Here is an 18,162-nt window from a genome sequence, read left to right as displayed (position 1 = left end):
GCGGCTATTTGTGCATTAGGCGGCAAGACGCCTAACGCACCTGCTAAAGCAGAGCCGAAAAAGGAGGGTGCTTCATGCACCCTCCTTTTACAATCCCATATCAGCGCGTTGCCCGCCTTGTAAATACCGCGCAGTACATCATAAGCGCTATATCGTAGACAAACTCTGGGGTTCGCCCTGCCTCAAATGTCAGCCTGCCAATCAATATGCCAAACAGCTCGGGGATGAGCAAAACCAGTGCGGTGAGGGCACAGGCATAGCCGGAAAACTCCAGCAGACGGTAACCCTTGTTGAGGTTTATTCTTGTAATAATCCGTGCCTGCGCCATCATAAACAAAATCGCAAATACCAGCATCAGCACCTCAAGCATATCGTCGGAAATTGTGACGGGTGAAGTGCGCGAGGTAAATCGTTCAATCAGCATCAAGCACTGGTACAGCACCGTCACCACTAAAACAGCAGAAACGGAGTATCCTTTCAATGAATCAGAACCCATGTTTACTGCCAGTACAATCATCACCACACCCGTAACCACCGAAATGAGCAGTGTGACCATCGTCAGCAGCAAATCCATTGTTTTAAACGGTTCACCACCCGTCAGCTGCGTAAATAGTTTGTAGCTGTCGGTCAGCGCTTTAAACTCGATTGCCATGCCCAATATGGTAGCCGTAGCGCTCGCCGGTTTCATAGAAGGGAGCGGTTCTTGTGAAAATTTTTGATGGCCAGAATAAGAAAAGATCAGTAAAGCCAGTAAGAAGCCTGCAAAGATCAAATGAAAAGCGGAATCCAATATACTGTGTGTACTATAAAAGCCCGTTTGCGGGTCAATAAAATCTAATTTTAGGACCATACGAAAGCATACCAGCAGCACCGCACCCAGTATAAAGGTAAGGTAAGCTGCCTTTGCTCCCTTTTTTGTAGAATGGTTCATCCTAGCCCTCCCAAACAAAATAAAGGAGTACATATAAAATGTGTACTCCTTTATAGTAACGATATTCAGTTTAAATTGCAAGTATAGGCTTATCTTTCTTCCAGAGGAATATACTCACGATCTTTCGAAACCGCTTTATAAGCCGGACGAATAATTCTGCCGCCGGTGATAAGCTCTTCAACGCGGTGCGCGCACCAGCCGCCAATGCGCGAACTGGCAAACAGCGGGGTGAATAGCTCCGGCGGAATGCGCAGCATCTTGTAAACCATGCCGGAGTAAAGGTCCACATTGGCACAGATAATCTTCTTTTCACCCTTTACAGCCGAAAGCACCTGAGGCGCAAGGCGTTCAACACTTTCAATCAGCTTAAACTCGTCGATAAACTCGGTGTTTTCGGCAAGCTTAAGTGCATTTGCCTTGAGAATCGTTGCTCTTGGGTCGCTCTTGGTGTAAACGGCATGGCCCATTCCATAAATTTTACCCGAAAGATCGCCCGCCTCTTTGCGTACCAGCTTGGTGAGGAATGCCGCAAGCTCGTCGTCGTTTTTCCAGTCTTTCACATTCTCTTTGATGCTCTCCATCATCTGCATAACCTTGGCATTCGCGCCGCCATGCAGCGGCCCCTTAAGCGAGCCGATACCCGCAGCGATGGCGGAATAGGTATCGGTACCGGACGAAGTGAGCACGCGGGTTGCAAAGGTGGAGTTGTTGCCGCCGCCGTGCTCTGCATGCAAAATCATGCATTTATCCAATAGCTTTGCCTCTTCTTCGGTAAAGGTTTTATCGGAGCGCATGGTATACAGAATCGTCTGCGCAATGGAGTGGTTTGCCTTGGGCGGGTGGAAATACATGCTCTTATGGTCGTAAAAGCGGCGTTTTACCTGATAAGCACTTACCATAATGGTGGGCATTCTCGCCACAAGCTCTACCGACTGGCGAATGACATTCTCAAGCGAGCAATCATCGGGGTCTTCATCGTACGAATACAGGGCCAGCACAGAGCGTGCAAGCTTATTCATAATGTCCGGCGAAGGGGCTTTTAAAATCATATCCTCGGTAAAGGTGTCGGGCAGCTCACGCATTTGAGCAAGCAGCGTGGTGAAATCGGTAAGCTGCGTTTTTGTGGGCAAATTGCCAAACAGCAACAGCCAAACCGCTTCTTCAAACCCGTAGCGATCCTCTTTTTCACAGCCATCAATCAGTTTTTCCACGTTGATGCCGCGGTAAATCAGCTCACCGTCAATCGGTGCTTTTTCACCTTCATCCATAACATAGCCATGTACGTTACAAATATTAGTAATACCCGCCATAACACCGGTTCCATCGGCGTTACGCAAGCCACGTTTTACCCCATACCGCTCGAAAGCAGAGGGATCGATATGGTTATACTTACGATACTCGTCGCATAGTATTTTAATGTCAGCACGCTCGTCTTCGGGTGCGACACCGTACTTGGCAGAACTAAATGTCATGATTGCTCCCCCATTTTTCTTAGAATTAGAAATACAGCCACCGAGGTCATACCTAGATCAACTGTGCAAAAATATTATTACTACTATAGCCCAGACAAACCGAGAAGTCAAGCAAAATCATGTTAAGATTTGAAAGTTTCGCAAAGTTATAATTCATATTAGCAAAATTTAGAGCATTTATTTCTTGGATTTAGGTAGTTTGTTTAAAAAATATGAAAGTTTCTGTTTTATCGTTTGCAAAACACAAGTACATTTTTCAACAGAAAGGTTGTTTAAGATGAAGATTCCTCTCATGCTTTTTTCTGTCTTCGCTGTACTGACGCTCTGCTTGCCGCTCGTAGCAGTGGGCTCTTCGCTGCCTGTGCCCGCTCCTGCTCAGAGTACGGTTCAGGCTTCACAGCAGCCCGCACAGGCGGTTTCACAGGCTGAGGTCAATAAAGTTCCACAGCAGGATACACCTGAGCTGCAAACAATTGAGGCAGCCGATACATTCCGCATTCTCAACCGCTCAACCGGCAAGGTACAAAAAGTAAAACGCATTGATTATGTGCGCGGCGCCGTGTGTGCCGAAATGCCGCCCAGCTTTCACACGCAGTCGCTCGCAGCGCAGGCGGTAGCAGCAAATACCTATGCAGTTCGCTGCCAAATTGAGCAGAAAAAAAATGCTGACCCTGGACTGAAGGGCGCAGATTTCTCGGCCGACCCCGACAACTGGGAGGGCTATGTTACCGAGGCGCAGGCGAAGGAGCGTTTTGGCGATAAATTTGATATTTACTGGGACAAGATTTGTAAAGCGGCAGATTTGGGCAGCTCTTATGTGATGGCGTACGAGGATGAACCGATTGTGGCGGCGTATCATGCCATCAGCACCGGCCAAACCGAATATGCCGGTAATGTGTGGCAGGGCAGCGCACCCTATCTCGTACCGGTAGAAAGTTTTGGAGATACCCTTGCCCCCAATTACGAAAGCACTGCGGAGTTTACCGCGCAGGAGGTGCAGGAGAAGCTGCTGGCGGAAGACAGCGGTATTCAGCTTGGCAAGGATAAAAACACTTGGCTCCGGGTTGTAAGCCGCTCGGAATCGGGGTATGTGCTCAGCGTTATGGCAGGAAACAAGCAGCTTGCCGGTAAAGATATCCGGCGTGTTTTTGGCCTGCGCTCCGCTGATTTTGACCTTGCATCAAACGGCAACACCTTCACCTTTACTATACGCGGCTATGGGCATGGCGTGGGGCTAAGCCAATACGGGGCGGACTATATGGCGCGGCAGGGCTCTACCTTTGATGAAATTTTAAACCATTACTACACCGGCTGCGAGTTGAAAATGGTAGCATAAAAAAGCGGGCGCTGTTGCGACCGCTAGCAAACATTCGCACCACCTCAATGAATCATATGGGCAGCCGAATGTTTTAAATGCATTATTTTAGGTAATGATGATTACAAAACAATTTTCATCAGCGGTTTACGGTGCCTTTCAAACAAAAAGCGATACAACGTGAATTTCATCACCCTGTATCGCTTAAAAATGCGTGTGCAGGCTTCTGCTGCACTTAGTCACACAGATGCAGCACAATACCCATATCGGTAATCCGCTGCTTCCATTCCTCTGAGAGCCCGCTGTCGGTAATAATTGTGTTAATCTCCGAAAGATCGCAGAAATATGCGGGGCGCACCACATCAAATTTGCTCGAATCCGCCACCAAAATTCTTTCAAGGGAGGATTTCAGAATGGCTCGTTTGGTTGGCACCTCGTAATTTTCAATGCAGGTGACCCCCAGCCCGGCGTGAACACCGGCTGCCGATACAAACACTTTTTGCGCACGCAGCCCGCGTATAAAATCGATGCCCTCGGCGCATTCAAACATCTGTGTGTTGGAATGATAATGCCCGCCGGCAAACATCATTTTTACACCGGGGTTACGGCGCAGCTCCATTAAAATGTTGATGTTGTAGCACAGCACCGTAATGTCGCTGTTGGTGGGCAAATACGGCACAATGCGCTCTGTGGTGGTGCCGGTATCTACAATAATAATATCGCCCTGTTCCACCAAAGAGGCGGCAAACCTGCCAATGCTATCCTTCTGGATGTTTTGCTTTTCAACCTCGCTGAACAGGTTGTACTCATTGTCGTTTTTGCTGACGGTATGTGCCGGGTTGTAAACGGACGTACCGTAAACATTCTCAGCAATACGGTTTTGCTCGAGTATTTTCAGATCGCGGCGGATGGTCATTTCGGACACGCCCAGCATCAAAGCAAGCTCTTTAATGGATACAAAACTGCGCACTTTTAGTATCTCAATCAGCTGATTGATGCGCTCCGTTTTTTTATTCATCTCCACACCGCCTTCCAAATGATAAATTTTGTGATAAGTCTAACACAATTTTGTTAAAATGTAAATAGTCTTAAAAAATTAATGTTAAAATGAAAATATTACAAAGTTTGTTACTATTTAATCTGTTAAAAAGTTAAAATATTAACATTTTTTGGTTGACACTCTTTTGCAAATGTGATAGCATGCAATTAAACTTAACTTTAGTCATACTAATTTCTTATTTTGATGGAGGACTTTAACATGGAAAACAATCAGATTTACGGCCACATTGATCACACGCTTTTGAAGGCGGTTTCTACCTGGGGCGAAATTCAGAAGCTTTGCGATGAGGCAATACAGTACCAAACCGCTTCTGTTTGCGTTCCCCCATCTTATATCGCACGTATTCATAATACCTATGGCGATAAAATCAATATCTGTACTGTAATCGGCTTCCCTTTAGGCTATAATACCACCGAAATCAAGGTGGCCGAGGTAAAACAGGCAATTTCTGACGGTGCAGGTGAGGTTGACATGGTTGTAAACCTTGGCGATGTAAAAAATGGCGACTTTGACAAGGTAACCGCCGAGATTTCCGCACTAAAAAAGGCGGCGGGCAGTAAAATACTCAAGGTTATTATTGAAACCTGCTACCTCACCGAGGACGAGAAGATTGCCCTGTGCAAATGTGTTACCGATGGCGGAGCAGACTACATCAAAACCTCCACTGGGTTTGGCACTGCAGGTGCAACCGAAGCAGACGTGCTGCTGTTCAAACAGCATATCGGCAAAGATGTAAAGATTAAGGCTGCCGGCGGTGTAAAGAGTAAAGCTGACCTTGAAATGTTTTTAAACGCAGGCTGCGAGCGCATTGGCACCAGTTCTGCAATTTCAATTTTGAATAAGGGTAAGGCCGGCTCGTATTAAGCGAAGGCTTTAAAAAGCTTCTATTAAAATAAAATAACGGAGGACAAAAACATGGCTAAAATTCCAACCCCGCACATTGAAGCAAAAATGGGTGACATTGCCCCTACCGTATTAATGCCCGGGGATCCGTTGCGTGCAAAGGTAGTTGCTGACACCTTCTTGACAAATGTGGTAAAATATAACAATGTACGTGGTATGTACGGTTTTACCGGTGAATACAACGGCAAACGCATTTCTGTTCAAGGCAGCGGCATGGGTATGCCCTCCATCGGCATTTATTCCTACGAGCTTTTCAACTTTTATGGTGTTGAAAATATTATTCGCATCGGTTCGGCGGGCGCAATCAGCGATGATTTGAATATCGGCGACCTCGCCATTGGTATGGGCGCATGCACCAACTCCAATTACGCGGCTCAATATCAGCTGCCCGGCACCTTTGCACCCATCGCAAGCTATGATCTGCTAAAAAAAGCAATTGAAAATTCCGAAAAATATGGTGTAAATTATAAAGTTGGCAATATTCTCTCGAGCGACACTTTTTACGACGATCAGGAAGACTGCCTGCTTCGTTGGAAGAAGATGGGTGTGCTTGCTGTTGAAATGGAGGCCGCTGCACTCTATATGAATGCAGCAAGAGCCGGCAAGAATGCACTGTGCATCCTCACTATTTCCGACTGCCCGTTTAAAGGCCTTGCCACCACCGCCGAGGAACGTCAAAATTCCTTTACCAGCATGATGAAAGTTGCATTAGACCTTGCGTAGAGACTGATTTATATTTATAATAGTAAAGCGGCAAGTCTCTCGAAAGGAATGTATTATTATGGCAAAAAGAGTTTTTATAATTGTATTAGACAGCGTGGGAATTGGTGAAATGCCGGATTCCGCACACTATGGTGATGAAGGCAGCCACACCTTAAAGGCCTGTTACGACAGCGGCAAGCTGCATCTACCCAACCTGCAAAAGCTGGGGCTTTATAACATTGAAGGCATTGGCTGCGGCGAAAAAGTTGCTGCTCCGCTCGGCGCTTTTGCGAGAATGCGCGAGGCCTCTGCAGGTAAAGATACCACCATCGGGCATTGGGAGATTGCGGGCATTATTTCGCCCAAGCCCCTGCCCACCTATCCCAACGGCTTCCCGAAGGAAGTTATTGACGAATTCGAGCATAAAACCGGACGTAAATCACTGTGCAATAAGCCTTATTCCGGCACCCAGGTGCTGCTCGACTACGGCGAAGAGCATGTGCGTACCGGAGATTTGATCGTATATACCTCGGCAGACAGCGTATTCCAGATTGCGGCGCATGAGGATGTCGTCCCTGTAGAAAAGCTATACGAATATTGTGAGATCGCACGTGATATGCTGGTTGGTGAGCACGGTGTGGGCAGAATTATTGCTCGCCCGTTTACAGGCACCTACCCCGACTATAAACGCACCTCCAACCGCCATGATTTCTCTTTGGCGCCGCCTGCACACACCTTCCTCGACAGCCTTGAGGAGGCAGGCCTTGCAACCTTCGGCGTTGGAAAAATCTACGATATTTTTGCTGGCAAGGGTATTTCCTCTACACAGCGTACCACCAGCAACGACGACGGTATGGCCAAAACACTGGCACATGCAAAAGAGGATTTTCATGGCCTGTGCTTTGTAAACCTTGTTGATTTTGATATGATGTATGGTCACCGCAACAACGTAGAGGGCTACACTGAGGCGCTGAACCAATTTGATGTACAGTTGGGCGAGTTGCTGCCACTGCTGCATGACGACGATGTTCTGATGATCACCGCCGACCATGGCTGCGACCCTGCAACCCCCAGCACCGATCATTCTCGCGAGCATACTCCGCTGCTGATTTACGGCAAAGGAATTCAGGGCGGGGTTGACCTCGGCACACGCAGCACCTTTGCAGACATTGGTGTAACAGCTGCTGATTTGCTGGGCGTTGCGGCAGGCACTGACGGACAGTCACTGGTTTCGCTTATTACCAAATAAGGAGGGGTTGGCATGGATGACAAGGCTTTGATTCGGGAAGCACTCGAGGCGCGAAAAATGTCTTACTCACCCTACTCCGGCTTTATGGTGGGCGCGGCCTTGCTTGCGAAAAACGGCAAGATCTACCGCGGCTGCAATATTGAAAGTTCCTCCTACTCTCCCACCAACTGCGCAGAACGCACCGCGTTTTTTAAAGCAATTTCTGAGGGTGTGCACGAGTTTACGGCAATTGCTGTTGTAGGCGCACACTGCGATGCAAAGCCCGAAGAGTTTGGCTACGCCTACCCATGCGGGGTTTGTCGCCAGGTGATGATGGAGTTTTGCGACCCAAAGGAGTTTCGCATTCTTACCGCAAAAAGTGAGGATGAATATACCTCCTACACGTTGCGTGAGCTTTTGCCCAACGGCTTTGGCCCCAACGATTTAAACCAGCAGGCATAATTATTAAGCCCTATGGCTTTTTAATAAAATTTTAAAAAGAAACGATTTTAGGAGGAAAAAGTATGAAAAGAATACTGGCAATTATTCTGGCAGTAGTCCTCGCAGTTTCCATGGTAGCCTGTGGTGCCCCCCAGACATCCACGCCATCTGAATCTGCTGCTCCTTCCGAGTCTGCTCCCGCAGAATCCGCTGGCGGAGACGGTAAATTTGAACTTGCCCTTATCACTGATATCGGAACAATTGATGACAAATCCTTTAACCAGGGCTCCTGGGAGGGTCTGAAAAAGTATGCTGAGGAGAAAAACATCACTCATAAATACTACAAACCCTCCGAGAAGAGCACAGATGCTTACCTGTCCTCTATCGAGCTGGCTGTTAAAGGCGGCGCTAAAGTAATTGTCACCCCCGGCTTCCTGTTTGAAGAGCCCATCTTTATTGCACAGGATACCTACCCCGATGTTAAGTTCATTCTCATCGACGGTAATCCTCATAATGCCGATTACTCTGAGTTCCGCACCGAGAAAAACACCGTTGGTATCGTCTACGCTGAGGAGCAGGTTGGTTACCTTGCCGGCTATGCTGCTGTGAAAGACGGTATGACCAAGCTCGGCTTCCTGGGCGGCATGGCTGTTCCCGCTGTTGTTCGTTACGGCTACGGCTTTGTTCAGGGCGCAGATGCTGCTGCAAAAGAGCTCGGCCTCGCTGACGGCTCTGTTAGTGTAAACTACCACTACACCGGCGGCTTCGATGCTACCCCCGAGGCTCAAACACTGGCTGCTTCCTGGTACCAGGCAGGCACAGAGGTCATCTTTGCTTGCGGCGGTGCAGTTGGTAACTCCGCAATGGCTGCTGCTGAACAGGCAAATGGCAAGGTAATTGGTGTTGACGTTGACCAATCCGCAGAGTCTCCAACCGTTATTACCTCCGCTATGAAGGGCCTGGGCGTATCTGTTTACGATATGATTAAGGCTTACTACGACGGTTCTTTCCCCGGCGGCGAGGGCCTTGTATTCAGCGCTGCCAACAACGGCATCTCTCTGCCGATGGAAAACTCGAAATTCGAGAAGTTTACACAGGCTGATTACGACGCACTGTACAAAAAATTGGCTGCCAACGAAATCGCTATTGTAAAAGATACCGACGAGGCAGGCAAAGAAGTAAAAGTTACCGATATCAAAACTACTGCTGTTAAAACTACTGTTGTAGAATAACGAAACATCCGCCGCATATTGCGTGCCGGCTGTTCACCCGTTAGGGCATAATGTGTAAACATTCAGTATTTTAGCATTCTATGGGAAGGGACTCCGCACAAGTGGGCGCTGAGCCCCTTCCCATTTCTTTTTACTTTTTTGAAAGGCAGCGGCTGCCGGCCGCGCCGTAGTTTTTCAAAAAAGCAAAACACCACGGAAACCGCTTAATTTAAAATAAGGTAAAAATAAGTGAAAACAGCAGGGGTGACAAGTATGGATTATATTATTGAAATGGTGAACATTACCAAAGAGTTTCCCGGCATAATCGCCAACGATGATGTGACTCTCCAACTGAGAAAGGGCGAGGTTCACGCATTGCTTGGCGAAAACGGCGCGGGAAAGTCTACGCTGATGAGCGTTTTGTTTGGTATGTATCAGCCGGAAAAGGGCATCATCAAGAAAAACGGGCAGGAGGTTAAAATTCAAAATCCCAACGATGCCAACAAGCTTGGAATTGGTATGGTGCACCAGCATTTTAAGCTGGTACATAACTTTACGGTACTCGAAAACATTATTTTAGGTGTTGAAACTACCAAAGGCGGCTTTTTGAAGATGGATAAAGCGCGCGAAAGGGTAATGGCTTTGTCTGACCAATACGGGCTGAAGGTTGACCCGGATGCGCTGATTTCGGACATTACCGTGGGCATGCAGCAGCGTGTTGAGATTTTGAAGATGCTGTACCGTGAAAATGAGATTTTGATTTTTGATGAGCCCACTGCCGTGCTTACCCCGCAGGAGATTGATGAACTGATGAAGATTATGAAAGGGCTTGCCGATGAGGGCAAATCTATTCTGTTTATCACCCATAAGCTCAACGAGATTAAGGCGGTTGCAAACCGCTGTACCGTATTGCGCAAGGGCAAATACATCGGTACGGTAGAGGTTGCAGACACCAGCAAAGAGCAGATGTCGGAGATGATGGTAGGGCGTAAAGTAAACCTAGAGGTTGAAAAGAACAATGCGCAGCCCGGAGAGATCATCTTTAAGGTTGAAAATTTAAATGTAAAAAATAAGGCGACCGGCAAGATGGTAGTCAATGACATTTCTCTCACGGTACGTGCAGGCGAAATTGTGTGTATTGCGGGCATTGACGGAAACGGACAAAGTGAGCTGGTATACGCACTGACCGGGCTGATTCATCCCGATTCCGGCACGATTGGGCTCAAAGGCAAAGACATCACCCAAGCCACCATACGCGAGCGTAACTTGGGCGGCATTGGGCACATTCCTGAGGACCGCCACAAGCACGGCCTGGTACTGGATTACAATCTCGCCTATAACTTGGTACTGCAAAGTTATTTTACCCCGCGTTTTCAAAGCCATGGCTTTCTGAAATACGATGAGATTTACAAATATGCCGACGACCTCATTGGCAAGTTCGACATTCGAAGCGGGCAGGGTGCCCGCACCGTCACCCGCAGCATGTCGGGCGGTAACCAGCAAAAAGCAATTGTTGCACGTGAAATCGACCGCGACCCCGAGCTGCTCATCGCCGTACAGCCCACCCGTGGGCTCGACGTCGGTGCAATCGAATACATTCATAAAAAGCTGGTTGCAGAGCGCGACGAGGGCAAGGGCATTTTGCTTGTGTCGCTGGAACTGGACGAGGTTATGGACGTCAGCGACCGCATTCTTGTCATCTATGAGGGCGAGATTGTCGCAGATCTTGATCCTAAGGCGGTTACAGTGCAGGAGCTTGGACTGTACATGGCCGGCTCGAAAAGAGGTGCAGACAAATGAGTAACAAAGAAAAGAACATCATGCCAAGCGTAAACAGACGCTGGGACAAACAAATTTTAAAAAGCGACGGCTTTTCGAGTTTTGCATCTTCGCTGATGGCAATTGTAGTTGGCTTATTGGTTGGTTTTATCGTTTTGCTTGTCAGTAACCCGTCACAGGCACTGGGCGGTTTTAAAGCGATTTTAATGGGCGGCTTTGTGGATATGAAAAACCTAGGACAGGTTTTCTACTTTGCAACCCCCATTATTATGACAGGTCTTTCGGTTGGTTTTGCCAACAGAACCGGCCTATTTAACATTGGTGCATCCGGCCAGTTTATTATAGGTGCTTATGCCGCGGTATATGTAGGCGTAAAATGGACCTTTCTCCCCGGAGCATCTCACTGGATTGTAGCACTGATTGTGGCAATGCTTGCCGGTGCAATTTGGGGGCTGATTCCGGGTATTCTCAATGCGATGTGCAACGTAAACGTCGTTATCTCCTGTATCATGATGAACTACGTCGGTATGTACACCGTAAACTTTTTGGTTACCAAAACGATATTTGACTCTCTTAAAAATCAATCCAAACCCGTTGCTGCCACCGCCATCATGCCAAAGATGGGCTTGAATCAGCTTTTCAAGACAGGTAACAGCTCCTCCAGCGTGAATGCGGGTATTTTCGTTGCAATCATCGCCGGCATCGTGATCTATATTATTTTAAACAAAACAAAGTTTGGCTTCGAACTGAAGGCATGCGGCTTTAACCGTGATGCGTGTAAATACGCCGGTATCAACGAGAAGCGCAATATTATGTATTCGATGATGATTGCGGGTGCTTTGGCGGCTTTGGGCGGTGCACTGCTTTATCTCGCAGGCTCCGGCAAAGGCATTGAAGTGCTGGATACTTTGGCCGCGGAAGGCTTTAACGGTATTCCCGTTGCATTACTCGGTCTTAACAACCCCATCGGCATCATCTTCTCCGGTATCTTCGTCGCTTACCTCAACGTTGGCGGCTTTAACATGCAGCTTTACGATTTTGTTCCACAGGTCATTGAAATTATTATTTCTGTTATCATCTACTTCAGTGCATTTGCGTTTTTGCTGAAGGGCTTTATTCAGTCCTACAACAAAAAGAGAGATGACCACGCAGCAAACGCAAACGCAGAGCCCGACCTTAACACCACAACCGAGAAAGGAGGAGAGGAATAATGCAAACCTTATACTTTTTAGTTCAGCAGACCATGTTCTTCTCGATTCCCCTGCTTATTGTAGCACTCGGCGGAATGTACTCGGAGCGCAGCGGTGTAGTCAATATTGCACTGGAAGGTATTATGATTATGGGCGCGTTCAGCAGCATCATGTTTATCAACATGTTCCAGGCGAAGCTGCCCGGCCAGCCCATACTGCTCATTGCTATTGTAATTGCGGCCCTCACCGGCATCATTGTTTCACTGGCACATGCCTACGCGGCAATTAATATGAAGGCAGATCAGGTTATCAGCGGTACCGCGATTAACATGTTTGCTCCCGCATTCGCAATTTACGTGGCACGTATGATCCGCACCGTGCAGCAGATTCCGTTTGTCAATCAGTTCCGCATTGATAGCGTACCTGTATTGGGCAATATCCCTGTCATCGGTGACCTATTCTTTAAAAATACCTACATCACCACCTACATTGGTTTTGCAATACTAATTGTTTCGTGGATGGTTCTTTACAAAACCAAATTTGGCCTTCGCCTTCGTTCTTGTGGCGAGCACCCTCAGGCGGCTGATTCCGTCGGTATCAACGTTTACAAAATGCGCTACATCGGCGTTATGATTTCGGGTGCGCTGGCAGGTATAGGCGGCTTGGTGTTTGTTATTCCCACCTCCACCAACTTTAACGCGACTGTTTCCGGCTACGGCTTCCTTGCCCTTGCTGTACTTATCTTCGGCCAGTGGAAGCCCTCGCGTATTTTGATGGCGGCGTTCTTCTTTGGTTTGATGAAAACAATTGCATCGGCATACTCCGGTATTCCCTTCCTGGCATCGCTTGGTATCCCCAACGATATTTATAAGATGATCCCTTACATTGCAACACTGATTGTTCTCGCGTTTACATCCAAAAACTCTATGGCGCCCAAGGCATCGGGTATTCCGTACGACAAAGGCAGCAGATAGCCAACTCTGCCTCGTTTGGCAACAAGATAGAAAAGGCACGGCTCGCCGTGCCTTTTTGATTGAAATGAATTATTTGCAGGGAGGTTTTTTATCATGCGTATGTACGACATTATTATGGACAAACGAAACGGTGAGGTTCTCACCGATGAACAAATCAAGTTTGTGGTGGATGGCTTCACGGGCGGCAGCATCCCTGATTATCAAGTTTCTGCCCTGCTGATGGCAATCTATTTTAAGGGCATGAACGCGCACGAAACCGCTTACCTCACCGACTGTATGGCACATTCGGGCGACATGATTGATCTCTCCCCTATCCCCGGAATTAAGGTGGATAAACACAGCACCGGCGGCGTAGGTGACAAAACCTCGCTGGTGATCGGGCCGATTGTGGCCGCATGCGGTGTACCTGTAGCAAAAATGTCGGGGCGCGGACTGGGGCACACCGGCGGCACCATCGATAAGCTCGAGGCGATTCCCGGCTTTGAAACCTCGATTGAAAAGGAGCGTTTCTTTGATATCGTGCGTGATACTGGTCTTTCTATCATCGGGCAGACCGGCAACATCGCCCCTGCCGATAAAAAGCTGTATGCCCTGCGCGATGTGACCGCTACAGTAGATAACATTTCGCTAATTGCATCCTCCATTATGAGCAAGAAGCTGGCTGCAGGCAGCAATGCCATTCTGCTGGATGTAAAGACGGGCAGCGGCGCGTTTATGAAGACATTGGATGATTCGATCGCGCTTGCACAGGCGATGGTCTCGATTGGTGAGCACATGGGGCGCAGAACGGTTGCACTCATCACCGATATGGATATTCCGCTGGGGCATGCTATCGGCAACTCACTTGAGGTAATTGAGGCGGTGCAGACGCTGCAAGGGCATGGCCCAGCAGATTTTACCGAGGTTTGTTTGCAGCTGGCAAGCAACATGCTGTACCTTGCAGAGAAAGGCGAGCTTGCCGCATGCCGTGCACTTGCAGAGGACGCCATAGCAAGCGGACGTGCACTGGAAAAGCTCAAAGCAATGGCGGCAGCGCAAGGCGGTGATGTATCTGTATTGGAAGATACCGAAAAGTTTGCCAAAGCACCGCTTACACATAAGGTTCTTTCCCCTGCCGACGGTTATATCTCACACATGGATACCGAGCGCTGCGGTATTGCTTCGGTAGTATTGGGGGCAGGCAGAGCAAGCAAGGGTGACCCCATTGACTACAGTGCGGGTATTTTGCTTGTAAAAAAGGTTGGAGATGAGGTAAAAGCAGGTGATGTGCTCGCAGAGCTGTTTACCTCAAAGAATGACTCAATTGCCGAGGCGGAGCGCATGCTGCTTGATGCCATCACCCTATCGGGTAGCAAACCTGCTGAAGAAAAATTGGTCTACGCCCGTGTAACTATGGATTGTGTGGAAAAATTTTAACGAATAGAAGCAGTATACACCAACCAGTACTTATCTAAAACTTATAAAGCCTCTCCCGATCATGATTTGGGAGAGGCTTTATTCATTTGGCCTTCACTTGGTAAGTTTGTGCTGTAAACTCTTTAAAGCGTTGTTCTGAAACATATACTAGGATAGCTTACCTAAAAATAAAGAAAGCTGTCGCCTTGTCTCCTAAATACAACGTAAATTTACAAATATTTCTATAAACAGCGAAAAATTTTATTGTTTTATAAAAGTTTATGGGGTATTCTATTACTAACCATCATTTTACAGAAATGTTTTTTATTATAGTCTTATAAAAAAGCGCAACGGGGAGACAGTCTTTGGACTAAGGATGGAGGAAACAAAATGAATAAAACAGAGCAACGAAAAAGAGACAATTATATGATTTTTGCAAGCATCTTAGGTGTTGTATTTATTTTGTTTGTGATGCTGACATTATACCTTAACCTGTCCCGAACAATTTTAAAACTAGAAACCGAGCGCTCACTTTCTGATATCTCCGAGCTTATATCCGTTACAGTTGCCGATAGAATCAACCATTCGCTACGCAACCTCGAACTTGCTGCCACCACCTGTGCGATGTTAGATGACCCTGCGCAGATTGTATCCTATTTACAAGAAACAAGCGAAAGTCAAGGCTCTGCCAGGCTCAGCTATATTGATCGAAACGGACTGTGCTATACAACGGATGGCAGACAAGTTGATGTAAGCGGAGGGCCTGTTTTTGTGCGAATATTCGGCGGCGAAAAACAGGTTGTGGCACATATTCCAAAATCGAACATTGATGGAACCGAGGTTATTGTATACGCCGTTCCTGTAAAAAAGGACGGCAAACTGACTGGAGCACTTGTGGCCAGTAGCCCTCCTCAGAATGTGGGGGAAAGGCTTGCCGTACAAAGGTTTGACGGAGAAGGCGTTTCCTATATTGTAAATCATAACGGCGATGGGATTATCATATCTCAAAATAGAAGCTTGCCCTCAAATTTTACTAACTTTTTTGAAATGATGGCAGATGGGGGTAAGTATGATTCTGATCGTTCCGCTGAGAAGATGCAGCAGGATATGCGTAAAGGGAAAGACGGAATTATGTATTTTCGATTAAAAGATGATGTGCATAAGGTGATGTTTTATACACCGCTGAATGTGGAGGATTGGTACTTGCTTTCGGTGGTTCCTACCTCATATACACAGCACAATACGGTGACTATTCTGCGTTTTGGGGTATGGATCAGCATCAGTATCATGATTTTATTCTTGATTCTGATTGCTATGATTGTTTGGAACAGCCGTAAAAACCGCGAGCAGCTGGAACATGCGGCCTTTGTCGACCCAATTACCAAGGGCTACACCTGTATAAAGTTTGAAACAGAGGCCATCAGCAAGATTAAAAATGCTCCTGCCGGTACCTATGCCTTGTTATCCCTTGACATCTATAAATTTAAGATAATCAATGATCGAGGGGGCTGCGAAGCAGGAAATAAAACCTTAAAGTATTTGCATGATATTGTTTATAGGCACCTGTCTGAAGGCGAAATGATCGCTCGAATTTCAGCCGATGTATTTAACATTTTAATTTTTTCAAAGCCGCAAGAAGAAATTGTAAAACGACTGGACGCCATTGTAACAGAACTAAATGCTTACAATGAGCAGTTGGAAATTAGATATTATCTTCAAGTTCAAGCAGGAATTTATACAATCGATAATCCTAATCTTGAGTTTATTACGATACAGGATCGTGCCAATATAGCACGCAAGATTGCAAAAAAAACAGAGTCTATCCAGCTGCTAAAATATTCTTTTTATGAAGATATGATACGCGTACAGCAGAACCGTGAAACTGAAATGGAGAACTGTATGGAGCAGGCCCTCGAAAACGGAGAGTTCTGCATCTACCTTCAACCCAAAATAAATATTCAAACAAACACCGTGGGCGGCGCCGAAGCGCTGGTAAGGTGGAACGACCCGCAAAAGGGTATGATTCCTCCGAATGAGTTTATCCCCCTGTTTGAACGCAATGGGTTTATTATCAAACTTGATTTGTATGTGTTTGAGCAAGTATGCCGGCTGATTCGAAAATGGATTGATGCAGGTGTTGAACCGATTCCCATTTCAATCAACCTTTCACGGGTTCACTTGCGCGATCCGCAGTTTCTGGAACCATACAAATTGGTACATGAAAAGTACGATATTCCTGCAAAGCTCTTGGAATTCGAGATTACTGAAACAGTCTTATTTGAAAATATGAAAAACCTCACCAATGTAATCGATCGAATCCATGAGGCCGGATTCTGGTGCTCTCTTGATGATTTTGGAAGCGGCTATTCCTCTCTGAACCTCTTGAATGAATTCCCCGTTGATATAATAAAGCTGGACGGGGCATTCCAAAAAAGCAACACTCAGGGGAACACTCGCGGCAAAAAGATCATTCAAAGCATTCTTTCGCTTGCAAAAGAACTGAATATGCAGACTGTTTCTGAAGGTGTTGAAACCATATCTCAGGTAGAATTCCTGCGCAGCGCTAACTGTGATATGGTACAGGGATATGTGTTTTCAAAGCCTGTGCCTGTGGATGAATTTGAGTGCTTTGTATGGAGTGATCATCCTGGTTCCTCCTCTAAAACTTAATAAATGCAGTAAGTACTAGGCTGCACCTTGAATAAAGCAGCAAGGCAATCGACCATATCAGTCAATTGCCTTGCTATTTCTTTGCCTGTAGTTCTAATGGAGCCAAGCGCTTTTTATTGCGAACTCTGGGGTGTTTGTTCTAAAACATTTCTTAAAATAAGCAACCCTCTCATCATTTTTGGAAAGCCTGAGGTTGGGGCGACAAGCAGCAAGACATGCTCAATCTCTTCCTTAGAGCAACCACATTGAATGGCTTTGAGAATATGAGTGGTTAACGAATATTCATTTTGACAGTCTGCCGATAAAGCAACCTTAATCAGCCAGCGGGTTTTTTCATCCAAAGGGCCGCCTTTTTCGTGAACCAGCTTTCCGAAATGTTCATAAGCTTGGTAGATTTCGCTATGATTCGCAACTAAATATTTTAGATTCTTTTCAATCTCATCGAGATTATCAAAATAATCGTTCATCTTTCTTCCACCTTTTTAGTTTTATCCTTATTATGGGTTAAAATCAATTTAGATAAACCTACCAGCTAAAATATTAAAAAGGGATAGGAAATGGGAGCCCTGCTTTTTTATTGTCCAAAAGCGTATATCCACCAAAAGCAGGGTACAAAAAAGGAGCCACCAAACGGCTCCTTTTTCGATTATGCAGTATGCAATCAGTTTTCTCCAACAATCTCCTGCACCCTGCCCACCATATCGTCTTCTACCAGCATTACCTTAATGCCGTGAGGGTGGTTTGGGCTTTTGGTCAAAATCCGTTTTACATGCCCACGGGTAAGCTTGCCTGTGGGCTGATCCTTTTTTAGCACAATGTCAACCAGTGCACCTATTTTAATGTTGCTTCTTGTCTGTCCGTTCAAAATATGTTTTCCTCCGTTAAACCGTA

Annotated in this window: 16 protein-coding genes; 11 read left to right on the top strand and 5 right to left on the bottom strand. The window is 46.6% G+C overall.

Annotation, left to right across the window (positions count from 1 at the left end):
- Positions 1-100: 100 nt before the first annotated feature.
- Complete coding sequence (locus RTV33_RS05115; RefSeq protein ID WP_312642215.1) at positions 101-931, bottom strand: hypothetical protein; 831 nt, start codon at positions 929-931, stop codon at positions 101-103.
- A gap of 89 nt (positions 932-1,020) precedes the next feature.
- Positions 1,021-2,403 (bottom strand): citrate/2-methylcitrate synthase, encoded by a 1,383-nt coding sequence (locus RTV33_RS05110; protein ID WP_312642214.1) that lies wholly within the window; start codon positions 2,401-2,403, stop codon positions 1,021-1,023.
- Positions 2,404-2,680: 277 nt separating this feature from the next.
- On the opposite strand from RTV33_RS05110, the gene spoIID reads away from it, so the two are divergent.
- Positions 2,681-3,739, top strand: coding sequence for a stage II sporulation protein D (gene spoIID, locus RTV33_RS05105; protein WP_312642213.1), 1,059 nt, complete (start codon positions 2,681-2,683; stop codon positions 3,737-3,739).
- A gap of 214 nt (positions 3,740-3,953) precedes the next feature.
- Here the strand turns inward: spoIID and RTV33_RS05100 are convergent, their stop codons facing one another.
- Positions 3,954-4,736 carry a DeoR/GlpR family DNA-binding transcription regulator gene (locus RTV33_RS05100; RefSeq protein ID WP_312642212.1) on the bottom strand — a complete coding sequence of 261 codons (783 nt, stop codon included), beginning with the start codon at positions 4,734-4,736 and terminating at the stop codon, positions 3,954-3,956.
- Between the two features lie 240 nt (positions 4,737-4,976).
- Here RTV33_RS05100 and deoC point away from each other — a divergent pair, with 240 nt between their 5' ends.
- The 10 genes from deoC to RTV33_RS05050 all read left to right on the top strand — a co-directional run bounded on the left by deoC (position 4,977) and on the right by RTV33_RS05050 (position 17,271).
- On the top strand, positions 4,977-5,642 hold the full coding sequence (deoC, locus tag RTV33_RS05095; protein ID WP_312642211.1) for a deoxyribose-phosphate aldolase: 666 nt from the start codon (positions 4,977-4,979) through the stop codon (positions 5,640-5,642).
- A 51-nt stretch (positions 5,643-5,693) separates the two neighbouring features.
- On the top strand, positions 5,694-6,404 hold the full coding sequence (deoD, locus tag RTV33_RS05090) for a purine-nucleoside phosphorylase (protein ID WP_312642209.1): 711 nt from the start codon (positions 5,694-5,696) through the stop codon (positions 6,402-6,404).
- A 58-nt stretch (positions 6,405-6,462) separates the two neighbouring features.
- The gene (locus RTV33_RS05085) at positions 6,463-7,632 is read left to right on the top strand and encodes a phosphopentomutase (RefSeq protein ID WP_312642208.1); all 1,170 of its coding nucleotides are present in this window, start codon (positions 6,463-6,465) and stop codon (positions 7,630-7,632) included.
- 12 nt (positions 7,633-7,644) lie between these two features.
- Entirely contained in the window at positions 7,645-8,073 is a 429-nt protein-coding gene (gene cdd, locus RTV33_RS05080; protein WP_312642207.1) for a cytidine deaminase, read from the top strand.
- A 62-nt stretch (positions 8,074-8,135) separates the two neighbouring features.
- Positions 8,136-9,284, top strand: a complete 1,149-nt coding sequence (locus tag RTV33_RS05075; RefSeq protein ID WP_312642206.1) for a BMP family ABC transporter substrate-binding protein — start codon at positions 8,136-8,138, stop codon at positions 9,282-9,284.
- 252 nt (positions 9,285-9,536) lie between these two features.
- Positions 9,537-11,063, top strand: a complete 1,527-nt coding sequence (locus tag RTV33_RS05070) for an ABC transporter ATP-binding protein (protein WP_312642205.1) — start codon at positions 9,537-9,539, stop codon at positions 11,061-11,063.
- Positions 11,060-12,253 carry an ABC transporter permease gene (locus RTV33_RS05065; protein ID WP_312642204.1) on the top strand — a complete coding sequence of 398 codons (1,194 nt, stop codon included), beginning with the start codon at positions 11,060-11,062 and terminating at the stop codon, positions 12,251-12,253. The genes RTV33_RS05070 and RTV33_RS05065 overlap by 4 nt, the downstream gene beginning before the upstream one ends.
- A complete protein-coding gene (locus RTV33_RS05060; protein ID WP_312642203.1) occupies positions 12,253-13,206 on the top strand; it encodes an ABC transporter permease in 954 nt (317 codons plus the stop codon). The genes RTV33_RS05065 and RTV33_RS05060 overlap by 1 nt, the downstream gene beginning before the upstream one ends.
- A 93-nt stretch (positions 13,207-13,299) precedes the next feature.
- Complete coding sequence (locus RTV33_RS05055) at positions 13,300-14,622, top strand: pyrimidine-nucleoside phosphorylase (protein WP_312642202.1); 1,323 nt, start codon at positions 13,300-13,302, stop codon at positions 14,620-14,622.
- Between the two features lie 369 nt (positions 14,623-14,991).
- Entirely contained in the window at positions 14,992-17,271 is a 2,280-nt protein-coding gene (locus RTV33_RS05050) for an EAL domain-containing protein (protein ID WP_312642201.1), read from the top strand.
- 113 nt (positions 17,272-17,384) lie between these two features.
- Here RTV33_RS05050 and RTV33_RS05045 read toward each other — a convergent pair whose 3' ends face one another.
- Together RTV33_RS05045 and RTV33_RS05040 are read right to left on the bottom strand one after the other, a co-directional pair.
- The gene (locus RTV33_RS05045) at positions 17,385-17,738 is read right to left on the bottom strand and encodes a carboxymuconolactone decarboxylase family protein (RefSeq protein WP_312642200.1); all 354 of its coding nucleotides are present in this window, start codon (positions 17,736-17,738) and stop codon (positions 17,385-17,387) included.
- Between the two features lie 194 nt (positions 17,739-17,932).
- On the bottom strand, positions 17,933-18,136 hold the full coding sequence (locus RTV33_RS05040) for a YwbE family protein (protein WP_312642198.1): 204 nt from the start codon (positions 18,134-18,136) through the stop codon (positions 17,933-17,935).
- Positions 18,137-18,162 lie beyond the last annotated feature (26 nt).

It is taken from the genome of Hydrogenoanaerobacterium sp., from assembly GCF_032017025.1.
GTDB lineage: Bacteria > Bacillota > Clostridia > Oscillospirales > Ruminococcaceae > Hydrogenoanaerobacterium.
This window is presented reverse-complemented; position numbering and strand designations above follow the sequence as displayed.